This is a genomic window from Campylobacter ureolyticus (genome assembly GCF_027277485.1).
GTDB classification, from domain to species: Bacteria; Campylobacterota; Campylobacteria; order Campylobacterales; family Campylobacteraceae; genus Campylobacter_B; species Campylobacter_B ureolyticus_B.
Genome location: NZ_JAPXGQ010000024.1, coordinates 1 through 9,931 on the forward strand (window position 1 = coordinate 1; position 9,931 = coordinate 9,931).

Here is a 9,931-nt window from a genome sequence, read left to right on the forward strand (position 1 = left end):
TTTAATCGATAATGATGAAAAAGAGATGAAATTTATAGATTTTTCATCAATGGATACAAAAGCTTTTATAAGGTTTAATCAATTTGAGGGAGTGAGTTTTGGAAAAAGTCCTGCAATGTTTAGAATTTATAATAAAGTAAAGGAAATAACAAATAAAAATTTAGCACCTTTGATATTTGAAAAGTGGAAGATTAACGGATTTGATTTCAATAAAAAAAATTATGTTTTTAGACACGAATGCGAATTTGGAAGAAGATATATAAAAAATTTAATTCCAAAGTGTGATGATGAAGTAGAGTTTTTATTTGATAATTTACACTCTTTTTGGCTTCAAGGATTAAGTCTTTGTAAATGGTATGATTTAAATGATGATGAAATATCTAGAATTCAAAATAATGAAATTTTAAATGATAGTATAAGAAAAATTTATCAAAGAGTTGATAAAAATAAAGATAGATTTCAGTTTTGGGATATGTTAAAAGCTTGGAAGTATGAAAAAAATAATGAACCTCTTTATAAGCAAGGAATTGAATTTGTTCCAAATATTGAAAAGTGTAAAAAAGCATTAAAGGGTTTTATAAGTCAAGTTTATACAAATATGGGTTATATAGGAGCTTTTAAAGATGTGTTGATTGCTGTTGAAAAAGATTTAGCAAAAGAGGGTTTAACTTTACATAAATATGGTCTTTTAAAAGTTGCTGATAAGTTTTCAAATAATGAAAATTTGTTTAAAAAATCTGAAATTTCGGATAATAAAATGACTGATATTTTTGAAAATAACTTGATAGAGTTTTGTTTTTCTTTAGATGATATTGGTTCAGATGATTATGCTAAGGGTGTTAAAGAAGCATTAAAAAAATACTATGACTAAACTTTTAACAATTAAGATATATTTATGAAAAAGGTAAAAAATGAAGAAAGAAAAATTTTTGGAAAACATAGTTTTAAATATAGTTTCATCTAGTTTATATTTAGATGAAGCATTAAAAGATTATAAAAAAGATGAAAAAAATAGCAAACAAAAGCTTTTTTTAATCAATAATAATTTTTTAAAAATTAACAATGATTTAATTAATTTTAATTTAAAAGGATAAAAGATGAATGAAATGCAAAAAATGAAATTAAGAATGAGTAGGAATAATGTTGAACCTGGTGGTGGTGGAAGTGGAAGTAGCGAAGAAGAAAAAAGAGTAAGAAAATACGATGCATTAAAAGAGGTGCCAAGCTTTTTTGAGGGGGCTATTGGTGGTTTTGCTGGAATTGAGGACCAGCTTTATGGGGCTGGATTTCAAGTTGATAGTCTTAGCAGAACAAGTTTAGGAAAGCCTTTTGAACCTGAGGAGTTTGAACTTTTTTTATTTAGGTTAGTATCGTGTGTTTATAAATTAGGCGATAGGATACAAACACTTGAAGAAGAAGTAAAAGTTTTAAAAAATAAAGGCTAGAAATGTTTTTGAAAAATGGCTTTGTTAAAGAGGGTTTTTTAAAAGGGACTGGAGAAGATAATCATAATACTGTTGTTGCTAATATTGATTATGAAAAAATTAAATTAATTGTAGATGAAGTAATTTCTCAAAAAATAAATTCTGATTTATTTTATATGAAAAATATGATATCTGATTTACATAATTCTATATCAGATTTTTCTATGGATATTGTTACGGTAAAACTTAATACGCTTTATTCTAAATTAGATACACTAAGGGATAATTTAGATTTTGTTGTTGATAATTTTAATATTAAATTTGAAGAAAATGGAAAAAAGTTTATATCTGATTTTAATAAAAATTTTCAAGAAAGTAAATCTAGTATTGTTTCTGAAATAAAATTAAATCAAACATACGATATTGCTAATGTAAATTTATTTAATTTAAATCCTAGTTTAAATGGTGCTTATGGTAGTTTTAAGGATAATGATTTTGTAAGTTCTACAATTTATCCAGTAAAATTAAAAGTTTTATCTAGTGGTTTATTGTTAAATGAGCTTAATAATTATATAATTATATATAAAGTTGAAAATGAAAATAATGATATTATGTTTTTACCTAGTGTATTTATAACTCCTTATGTTAAAAAAGTAGATAAAAAATAAAAGGATAAATAGTGAGTTGGTATGAGGGTAATAATGCTTTAGAACCTGCAAATAATACTGAAAATAAAAAAGCAGTAAGTAAAAATTGGGCTGAAAATGCTAATAAAAAAGCTGTAAAAAGTCAAAAGCTTAATTCATTAAGTAAATTAATTAAAAATATTGGTGGTTTAGGTTCAATATTTATGCCTACTGAAATGGGTATTAGTGATTTTTCTAATGACCCTGATTTTATGTCTTTAACTCAAGAACAAAATAGAAATTTTAGAAATTTGCCTAGTGGTTGGGGTGGTAAAGATAATCCAACTCCACAACCTCCAGCACCAACTCCAAGTCCTAGTCCAACACCAACACCAGCTCCAAGTCCAAATTTATTAGAAAATAATCTTTTATCTATTTTAAATCAGCAAAACAATATTTTAATTAAGCTAGTTAATGCTGTTGGTTTAGTTGGAGTTGCTACTGTGAAAAATATTTCAAAATCTGATAATAGAAGTTATGGCGATACTACTATTAATAAAGAAAGTGAAGTTTTTGCAACTGCTCAAATTCAAATGCAAGATAAACTAAATTCAATTATTGGAGATGTTGCTATTTCACTTAAAGGTATAAAGGAAGCAGTTTCTCCAAATTCTCAAAATTTAGAGCAAATTTCACAATCTTTAAAAGGATTAAAGTTTGACCCAGTTATAAATTTACCTGAAATAAAACCTAGTTTTGCTCCTGTTTTAGATGTTAAACCAAATATTAATCCTACAAATATTATAAATGTAAAACCTGCAACAGTAGATAATACGATAAGGGTTGAAAGCAATTTAAATATAAAAGACAGGGTTAAAGTTGATTTTCCAAGTAATTTTATTGATATTCAAAAGAAAATTCAAGCTGATTATGAAAAAATAGCTGAAGCACAATTTAAACAGTCTGAAAATAGTGATAAATCATTAGAATTTGAAGAAAAAACTTATGAAATTTATGAGGAAAATGATAAGTATAATAAAGAGCCTAGAGCTTTGACTGATATAAATGGTAAGGCTATAGCTACAATGTCACCAAGAGAAGTACAAACTACAAAAGCTGTTATGGATAGTAAAATTCAAACTGATGAAAATGATTTTAATCCTGATGATATTCCTGAAGATGATAGCGATGTTGATGAAACAATTAAAGGGTTATTTAATTTAGGTAGTCGTTTAAATTTGCAAAGAGATTTATTAAAAGGACTTTAAAATGCAATTTGATTTTAAAAAAGAAGAAAGAAAAAGAAAAATAAAAAAACTTTTAGATAATAAGTTTTTTTTAGTTGTATTTGTTTTATGTGCTATTGCTATTTATATAGAATTTAATAGAATTTTAGATGATAGAGCTTATTATGAAGCATTTAATACTATTTATGGTTCGCAAGAGCCTAGAAAAATGACTAAAGAAGAAAAAGAAGAATGGCATAGGTTAGCTGAAGCACCTTTTACTATACGTTCTGAAAATATTCAAAATATGTATGATGATTGTTTAAATGGTAATTCTTTTAGGTGTTCTCAATTAGCTGATTATGAAAAATCTCAAGGTCATATTAGAAATTATATGAATTTTATAAAAACTTCTTGTTTGTTAGATTATTCTTATTGTAGTGATTATGCAAAAAGTATTTTAGATTATTATTCTGATAAAAATCTTGCAAAATCTGAAGCTATAAAATATTATCAAATTGGTTGTGATAATGGTGATAACTGGTCTTGTGAGAAGATAAGAGAGTTAAATAAATGAGTAGTAGCTTAGGTAAAATTGGACAAAATGGTGTTAATGAATTTTTTGAAGATTTAACTTATAATGTTGCTTATGGTGAAGTAATACAAAGATTAAATAAAGTTATAGATACGGACAATGAAACTATTAATAGTGCTTTAAAATCTGCAATGACTGTTATGGTATCATCTGCTTTATTTTTATATATTCAAAAACAAGAGCAATTTTTACAAAAAATTTATAAAATTGTTGCTGCCATTGTTATAGCACAGCTTGGTTTAGCAAAAAGTCTTTTAGGTAAATTTAAAGGAAAAATTGGTGGTAGAAAAGGAAGAATTGCAAAAAATATTATGAGTTTTTTTGGTGATAGTAAGGAAAACGTTATAAATAAATCTCGTTTAGCAGTTCAAGCAGGTCAGCTTTTAGTTTCAGGAGATGGAAATTTAAATACTGGTTCATCTGTTTTTAATATGAGTGAGCAAATGAAAAATGGAATGATACAAAATGAAAGTCATAAACTAAATATAGCTCGTTCAAAAGTTGCTTCAATGAATGAAACGCTTTTATTTAAACTTTTTACAAAGAATTTTACCTCTTCGGATATGGATTTAATAAATCGTATTACTGGTGGTAAAAGTAAAGAATTAACTGCCGATAAGCTAAATCAAGTAGCAGATTTTATGTATGTAAGTGATGATAAAGGTAATATTACAGGTCTTAGCGAAGAGTTTATGAAAATGCTTAATGGATTAGGATATCTTAATAATAAAGGAGCTAATTAATGGCTATGCATGAGGGAGAAAAAAAGTTAAATGCAAGTGAAGCATTTAAATTAGAAATTTCTTTATTAAAAAAGATATTTGAAGAATTAAAATTTTTGAATGAAACAATTAGTGGTTCTAGTTTTGAAGAAAAAAAATTTAATGAGAGTAAAAACGAATAAATGGTAATTTTATTTCGTGATTTAGAGTTAGAATTGGGTTCTGAACCTTTAAATGGTTTGAAAATTTTTTCTGAAGAAAAATATACTGGTTCAAATGGTGGTGTTAATTTTTCATTTAGTCTTTATGATATGTTTTCACCTTTTTTTACTGATAAAAACTTTTTAAATTATCAATTTGGACGACAACAAGTTGATTATGGTTTTGGTAATGGTATTGAAATCATTAAAAAATATGGTTCTTTTGATGTTTTTTTATTTCAATATAAAGATAAAATTGGTTATCACGATAAGACTAATCATAGTTCTAATGATATTTCTAATTTATCTTATCTTAATGAATTTAGAGAATTTTTAAATTATGATATTAAATTAATTGATGATTGTTTTTCTTCTTTTAGTTCTTCTTTTGTTGTTGTTGATGATTTTTATATCGGAAATCCAAATAGATATGGTATTTGTTTTCGTTCTTCTATAATTTCTGGTATTGTTTCTGAAGAAACTTTTGATTTAAAAGACTTATGTTATAGTAGTTTTTTTGAAGAATATAGTTCTTTATGTAATTATGATTTTTCTTATTCGCTTTCTTACTCTGTTAATTTTTCTAAATTTTTTAAAAAGAAATTTCATACTAAAGATTTTAATAATGTAAATGAAATTATACTTCCTGTATATGATAAATTTTTATCTTTTGTAAATAAAGAGCCTACACCTTTTAATCTTGGTGGAAATTGTACTTTAGAAGTTGAACATTTATATATAGAAATGTTAGTTTCTATAAATAATTTTGATATATTAGATTATTTTTGTAAAATTAGTGATACTGAAAATAAAAATAACATTGATAGTTTATTGCTTTATTTTGATGAAAATCTTTATAATCAAATCATATTATGAAAGGATAATAATGCCACTTTTTAAAATAACACAAAAACAAGGGAATAGGACTATAACTTCTACTTTAGAAGCTAAATCAGTTTTAGATTTACAAACTTTTTTAAATGCTGTTTCAACTGCTAAGGTTCAGTGTATTTATGAAGTTCATTTTGAAGATACTTTATCAATTCCCCCTATTGATGATTTTATGTATTTTAAGCAATTTAAAGCTTTTGGAACTAATAAAAATAATATTTCAAAGCAAATTTTAATTCATAATATAAAATTAAATATGAATGAAGATAGATTAAGAACCTTGATAAAAACTCACCTTGAGGTTGGTGGTATGGCTGTAGATAGTTTAAAATGTAGATTATTTAAAAGAGATTAAGGAAAAAATCCTTAATCTATTTCGCTTATTTTTCTAAATACGCTTTTTATTAAATAATTTGTATCATTATAACAAGTACTTAAATTTATAGTTTTATTTCCTACAATTCCTTTTATTACATTTTCATCATTTTCATATCTCATATTTGAAAAAACTCCTATTTTATTGAGAGCTTCATTTATATTTTTTATAAATTTTATTATTTTCATTTTTTCATCTATAGATTTCATTTTTTATCTCCTTTTATTTTAATAATTTAAACAATCATCATAATTTATAAATGTTCCGCCATATTCATTTATCTGTTTTTTTAGTTTATAATTTATGTTTTCACCTTTTTCATCTACCAACCATCTTACAAATTCTTCAAAATAATAAGGTTCGTTTAATATTGATTTTATTGTTATTATATATGGTTGGTCGTTAAAACAATTTTTTATATAAATTTTTATCCATTTTTTCATTAAATTAAAATTTTTCATTTTTTTATCTCCTTTTTTTATTATGCAAAATAAAATAAATTGCTAACTCTTTCTTTTACTAGATAATATTTTTCTTTGTTATCTTGAAATATCATCGCATTAATTCCATGTTTTCCAAAGCTTTTATATATGGCTTTATCTTTTTTTATCTTACTAACTTCTTTATTACTTAAATTTGTTATATCTATAGCATTTAATAATTCTGCTTTATTTAAAAGCTCTTTTTTAGTTTTTATAACTTTCATTTTTTTACTCCTTTTATTTAAAAGATGTTATATTAACTTCTTTTTATGTATTAATTATATCAAATTGACACTTAAATTATGCTTAATATTGTGTTTATTTGATATAATATTTTGTAAAAAAAAGTTTTTATGATATAATTTCATATTTTTATAAATAAGGTTTAAAATGACTAAAAATGATTTTGATAATAAATTAAAAAAATTAAATTTAAATAAAAAAGATTTAACTAATCTATTAAATTTACCTTACAATACTATCAACGGTTGGAATGGCGATAATAAGCCTTTTCCTGATTGGCTTCAAAGTTGGTTTTTTCATTATGAAAAATCGTTAAAATTTGACAAAATAAAAGGACTTTTAAAAGATGAAATTTTGCAAGATTAACGGCTAAATTTAATTTTTTTCTTTACTGGTTAAATTTGTTGATATGTTGTTTTGCACTAGCCCTGTGCAACAGCATATCTTCTCATTCTAATCATACCAGCTAAATAAAACGCACACGCATTTTGTCAAGGGTTGCGAAGCAATCCACGAATAAATTTAACAAAAGCCACATTGTCGATTTATTTAAAATTTTCGTAACATTTTTTGTGGCTTTTGTTAAATTTATGACGCCCTTGACTAAATAAGCGTGTGTGTTTTATAATTTATGGTTGATTAGAATGAGTGATTATTTTTATCCTTGCTTCTACAAGTCCCCCGCTGGGCTTCTAGCCCTTAGTGGGGGACTTGATTTAAAATTCTTTAAACTTTAAAACTTCAAATCACCTATAATTTTTCAACTTTCCAATTCACCCATTTAAAAATCCATATAAACCAAAATGACTGTTTTTTCTTACTCTATTTAAATGCCTGTTTTAAGGCTATTTAATATTTAAATTACAGAACTTTTTAAAAATCAAATATAATTTTTTTGTGTCTTTGAAATCAAAACAAAGGAGCTAAAATGCTAAAACAAAGAATACAAGGACTGCAAGTTAAGACTGTATCTGTAAAAGGAAGTAAGGCTGATACTGGTAAGCTACAGGCATTACTTGCTGGTGAAGTTGAAGTTTATGAGTTAAAGGGTGAGGGTGGAACTGCTTTACCAGTTTTACCAGCTAATTTAAATCGTAAAACTTTCACAGTAGGAGCAAAAACTCCAACAGGAAGAAGAAGTTGCTATTTACAAATACCACATGTAAAAGCTTCAGCAAATTACACAACAATTCCAGCTACCGTAATCGGTAAATTTGATGCCGATTATGATAGTGGAATAAAAGCTGATTTTTGCAATATGAAATTCGATGCGTAAGGAGTAAGATATGGCTAAAAGTTTAGTAAGAAATGTAATTGGTGGAAGAACACTTGGATTTATAACAAGTGGTGACGCAGCTGCTACAAAAGCTTTTTGTGACGCAAATCTAGAAGGAACTTATGCAATTTATGAAGTGACTTCAAAAGCTGGTAATGATGTAGAAGCTATGGTGAATTTAGTAACTGTAACAGGTAAAGCAAAAGACGGAAGAAAAACAACTTTTTCATTCTATGCAAAACCTAATTTAAGTGAAGATGAGATAAGAGCTGGTTTATTAAATGTTACATTTGACGGTGTTAAATTTGAAGAAGTTTATATCATTCATATGCAACAAATTAAAATCGGTGAAGAATCTCCTCAACCATAATTTAATTTATAGCAACTCTTTAAAAGAGTTGCTATTTTAAAGATACAAATATGAAAATTTATACTTATATAATTTTAATTTTTATTCTTTTAATTTTATACTTTAAAATAAACATACTTGAAAATAAAAATAACTCTTTAACTTTAGAAAAACAAAATTTGGAAAATTTACTTAATTTATCAAATTCAAATTTAGATTTTTTAAGTAATGAATACAATAAAACATTAGGTATTTTATATGAATTTGAAAATAATATAAGTATAAATTTAAACAAGGTAAATCAAAAAAAAGATGAAATTTATAAAAGCAAAGATGACAATAAAACTATCAATCCTATCATTTATGATAGTGTTAAGTTTGTTTCTAAACGGTTGTGGAATGAAAAATCAAATTAAAATACAAAAAGTTAAAGTGCCTGAAATATTTCTTACTTCATCATATCCAACACAAAGAGAAATTAAAACAAATAAGGATATTGCTATTTTTATAATTGATTTGAGTAACTCTTTAGAAGAGTGTAATCAAAAAATAAATTCAATTAAAAGGCTAAATGATGAATGAAAAAATGATAGATAGCACTACTAAATTCGTCTTAAGTGCAGATGAGTGGAACTCCCAAGCTGTAATGTTTGTATGTGTCGTAATTATAATTTTAGTTGTATTTTTTTATACTAGAATTTTTACAAAAAATATAGAAAAATATCAAGACAAATTACTTGGAGTAATAGAAAAAAACTCTAAATCAAATTCCGAACTTAGTAAAAGTATAGAACTTCAAAATAAAACTAATATTGAAACTCTTAATAGGCTTGATAAAGGTATAAATGAAAGTTTGAAAATGCACGAGATAACACATAACGATTTAAGTGATTTGAAAAAAATTGTTTTAAGTAAAAGATTTAATGATGAGTAATTTTGATAAAAGTTTTGATGAAATGTTAAATTTGGAGATATCAGGTCCATATAATGCACTTCATAAAAATAAGGGTGAAAACGGATATACATTTATGGGTATTTATGAAAAAGCTAATCCAAACTGGAAAGGTTGGGAATTAATTTATAAATATTTAGATATTTTTCAAAATATTAACAAAGCTAGTTATGAGTGTTACAATGATATAGTTTTAAATGAATTTGTGAAAGAGTTTTATGAAAAAAACTTTTGGGATAAGTTAAGGCTCAATGAAATAATAAACAATAGAATTGCTGATTTAATTTTTAAATTTGCAGTAAATACAGGTATAAATAGAGCAGTAATTTACACTCAGCAAATAATAGATACAAAGCAAGACGGTATAATTGGTAATCATACTATAAAAGCATTAAATAAAATTGATGAAAAATATTTTGAAAAAGAATATAAAGATAAATTTGCAAATTTTTATAAAAGTTTAGCTAAAATCAATCCAAATCAATATAGTCATTTTTTAAATGGGTGGTTAAATAGAATAAAAAATAGTTAAATTTATAAAAAACTATTGACATTTATCATAAAATCTT

The 9,931-nt window shown here is 24.8% G+C and carries 19 protein-coding genes and 1 pseudogene; 17 read left to right on the forward strand and 3 right to left on the reverse strand.

Going from position 1 to position 9,931, the window contains the following annotated elements; all coding sequences use genetic code 11:
• The 10 genes and pseudogenes from O6B72_RS09020 to O6B72_RS09065 all read left to right on the forward strand — a co-directional run.
• Positions 1-871, forward strand: a pseudogene (locus tag O6B72_RS09020) (hypothetical protein); the annotation flags it as partial.
• A 40-nt stretch (positions 872-911) separates the two neighbouring features.
• Positions 912-1,094, forward strand: a complete 183-nt coding sequence (locus O6B72_RS09025; protein WP_269492941.1) for a hypothetical protein — start codon at positions 912-914, stop codon at positions 1,092-1,094.
• Positions 1,095-1,097: 3 nt separating this feature from the next.
• On the forward strand, positions 1,098-1,445 hold the full coding sequence (locus O6B72_RS09030; protein ID WP_269492943.1) for a hypothetical protein: 348 nt from the start codon (positions 1,098-1,100) through the stop codon (positions 1,443-1,445).
• 2 nt (positions 1,446-1,447) lie between these two features.
• Entirely contained in the window at positions 1,448-2,092 is a 645-nt protein-coding gene (locus tag O6B72_RS09035) for a hypothetical protein (RefSeq protein ID WP_269492945.1), read from the forward strand.
• Positions 2,093-2,103: 11 nt separating this feature from the next.
• Positions 2,104-3,318 (forward strand): hypothetical protein, encoded by a 1,215-nt coding sequence (locus O6B72_RS09040; RefSeq protein ID WP_269492946.1) that lies wholly within the window; start codon positions 2,104-2,106, stop codon positions 3,316-3,318.
• Position 3,319: 1 nt separating this feature from the next.
• Positions 3,320-3,853, forward strand: a complete 534-nt coding sequence (locus O6B72_RS09045; protein WP_269492948.1) for a hypothetical protein — start codon at positions 3,320-3,322, stop codon at positions 3,851-3,853.
• Positions 3,850-4,614, forward strand: coding sequence for a hypothetical protein (locus O6B72_RS09050; protein WP_269492949.1), 765 nt, complete (start codon positions 3,850-3,852; stop codon positions 4,612-4,614). Before O6B72_RS09045 ends, O6B72_RS09050 begins: the two co-directional genes overlap by 4 nt.
• Entirely contained in the window at positions 4,614-4,775 is a 162-nt protein-coding gene (locus O6B72_RS09055; RefSeq protein WP_269492951.1) for a hypothetical protein, read from the forward strand. Before O6B72_RS09050 ends, O6B72_RS09055 begins: the two co-directional genes overlap by 1 nt.
• Complete coding sequence (locus O6B72_RS09060; protein ID WP_269492952.1) at positions 4,776-5,669, forward strand: hypothetical protein; 894 nt, start codon at positions 4,776-4,778, stop codon at positions 5,667-5,669.
• A gap of 10 nt (positions 5,670-5,679) precedes the next feature.
• Positions 5,680-6,039, forward strand: a complete 360-nt coding sequence (locus O6B72_RS09065; RefSeq protein ID WP_269492953.1) for a hypothetical protein — start codon at positions 5,680-5,682, stop codon at positions 6,037-6,039.
• A gap of 11 nt (positions 6,040-6,050) precedes the next feature.
• On the opposite strand, the gene O6B72_RS09070 is transcribed toward O6B72_RS09065, so the two are convergent.
• The 3 genes from O6B72_RS09070 to O6B72_RS09080 are packed head-to-tail and all read right to left on the reverse strand — an operon-like array spanning position 6,051 to position 6,766.
• Positions 6,051-6,269, reverse strand: coding sequence for a hypothetical protein (locus O6B72_RS09070; protein WP_269492954.1), 219 nt, complete (start codon positions 6,267-6,269; stop codon positions 6,051-6,053).
• 18 nt (positions 6,270-6,287) lie between these two features.
• The gene (locus O6B72_RS09075; protein WP_269492956.1) at positions 6,288-6,521 is read right to left on the reverse strand and encodes a hypothetical protein; all 234 of its coding nucleotides are present in this window, start codon (positions 6,519-6,521) and stop codon (positions 6,288-6,290) included.
• Positions 6,522-6,541: 20 nt separating this feature from the next.
• On the reverse strand, positions 6,542-6,766 hold the full coding sequence (locus O6B72_RS09080) for a hypothetical protein (protein WP_269492957.1): 225 nt from the start codon (positions 6,764-6,766) through the stop codon (positions 6,542-6,544).
• Between the two features lie 166 nt (positions 6,767-6,932).
• Here O6B72_RS09080 and O6B72_RS09085 point away from each other — a divergent pair, with 166 nt between their 5' ends.
• The 7 genes from O6B72_RS09085 (at position 6,933) to O6B72_RS09115 (ending at position 9,894) form a co-directional block, all read left to right on the forward strand.
• Positions 6,933-7,151 (forward strand): XRE family transcriptional regulator, encoded by a 219-nt coding sequence (locus tag O6B72_RS09085; RefSeq protein ID WP_269492959.1) that lies wholly within the window; start codon positions 6,933-6,935, stop codon positions 7,149-7,151.
• A 562-nt stretch (positions 7,152-7,713) separates the two neighbouring features.
• Positions 7,714-8,061, forward strand: coding sequence for a hypothetical protein (locus tag O6B72_RS09090; protein ID WP_269492960.1), 348 nt, complete (start codon positions 7,714-7,716; stop codon positions 8,059-8,061).
• A 10-nt stretch (positions 8,062-8,071) separates the two neighbouring features.
• A complete protein-coding gene (locus O6B72_RS09095) occupies positions 8,072-8,431 on the forward strand; it encodes a hypothetical protein (RefSeq protein WP_269492961.1) in 360 nt (119 codons plus the stop codon).
• A 50-nt stretch (positions 8,432-8,481) separates the two neighbouring features.
• Positions 8,482-8,826, forward strand: a complete 345-nt coding sequence (locus tag O6B72_RS09100; protein WP_269492962.1) for a hypothetical protein — start codon at positions 8,482-8,484, stop codon at positions 8,824-8,826.
• Complete coding sequence (gene lysC, locus O6B72_RS09105) at positions 8,810-8,992, forward strand: Rz1-like lysis system protein LysC (RefSeq protein ID WP_269484370.1); 183 nt, start codon at positions 8,810-8,812, stop codon at positions 8,990-8,992. Before O6B72_RS09100 ends, lysC begins: the two co-directional genes overlap by 17 nt.
• Positions 8,985-9,344, forward strand: coding sequence for a hypothetical protein (locus O6B72_RS09110; RefSeq protein ID WP_269492964.1), 360 nt, complete (start codon positions 8,985-8,987; stop codon positions 9,342-9,344). Before lysC ends, O6B72_RS09110 begins: the two co-directional genes overlap by 8 nt.
• Positions 9,337-9,894, forward strand: a complete 558-nt coding sequence (locus O6B72_RS09115; protein ID WP_269492965.1) for a putative peptidoglycan-binding domain-containing protein — start codon at positions 9,337-9,339, stop codon at positions 9,892-9,894. Before O6B72_RS09110 ends, O6B72_RS09115 begins: the two co-directional genes overlap by 8 nt.
• The last annotated feature ends 37 nt before the right edge of the window (positions 9,895-9,931 follow it).

Coding starts and splice junctions, on each gene's coding strand:
- O6B72_RS09085 (WP_269492959.1), top strand. CDS start 6,933: ATGACTAAAAATGATTTTGATAATAAATTAAAAAAATTAAATTTAAAT.
- O6B72_RS09090 (WP_269492960.1), top strand. CDS start 7,714: ATGCTAAAACAAAGAATACAAGGACTGCAAGTTAAGACTGTATCTGTA.
- O6B72_RS09075 (WP_269492956.1), bottom strand. CDS start 6,521: ATGAAAAATTTTAATTTAATGAAAAAATGGATAAAAATTTATATAAAA.
- lysC (WP_269484370.1), top strand. CDS start 8,810: ATGAAAAATCAAATTAAAATACAAAAAGTTAAAGTGCCTGAAATATTT.
- O6B72_RS09025 (WP_269492941.1), top strand. CDS start 912: ATGAAGAAAGAAAAATTTTTGGAAAACATAGTTTTAAATATAGTTTCA.
- O6B72_RS09045 (WP_269492948.1), top strand. CDS start 3,320: ATGCAATTTGATTTTAAAAAAGAAGAAAGAAAAAGAAAAATAAAAAAA.
- O6B72_RS09030 (WP_269492943.1), top strand. CDS start 1,098: ATGAATGAAATGCAAAAAATGAAATTAAGAATGAGTAGGAATAATGTT.
- O6B72_RS09080 (WP_269492957.1), bottom strand. CDS start 6,766: ATGAAAGTTATAAAAACTAAAAAAGAGCTTTTAAATAAAGCAGAATTA.
- O6B72_RS09060 (WP_269492952.1), top strand. CDS start 4,776: ATGGTAATTTTATTTCGTGATTTAGAGTTAGAATTGGGTTCTGAACCT.
- O6B72_RS09110 (WP_269492964.1), top strand. CDS start 8,985: ATGAATGAAAAAATGATAGATAGCACTACTAAATTCGTCTTAAGTGCA.
- O6B72_RS09055 (WP_269492951.1), top strand. CDS start 4,614: ATGGCTATGCATGAGGGAGAAAAAAAGTTAAATGCAAGTGAAGCATTT.
- O6B72_RS09095 (WP_269492961.1), top strand. CDS start 8,072: ATGGCTAAAAGTTTAGTAAGAAATGTAATTGGTGGAAGAACACTTGGA.
- O6B72_RS09035 (WP_269492945.1), top strand. CDS start 1,448: ATGTTTTTGAAAAATGGCTTTGTTAAAGAGGGTTTTTTAAAAGGGACT.
- O6B72_RS09070 (WP_269492954.1), bottom strand. CDS start 6,269: ATGAAATCTATAGATGAAAAAATGAAAATAATAAAATTTATAAAAAAT.
- O6B72_RS09115 (WP_269492965.1), top strand. CDS start 9,337: ATGAGTAATTTTGATAAAAGTTTTGATGAAATGTTAAATTTGGAGATA.
- O6B72_RS09050 (WP_269492949.1), top strand. CDS start 3,850: ATGAGTAGTAGCTTAGGTAAAATTGGACAAAATGGTGTTAATGAATTT.
- O6B72_RS09065 (WP_269492953.1), top strand. CDS start 5,680: ATGCCACTTTTTAAAATAACACAAAAACAAGGGAATAGGACTATAACT.
- O6B72_RS09100 (WP_269492962.1), top strand. CDS start 8,482: ATGAAAATTTATACTTATATAATTTTAATTTTTATTCTTTTAATTTTA.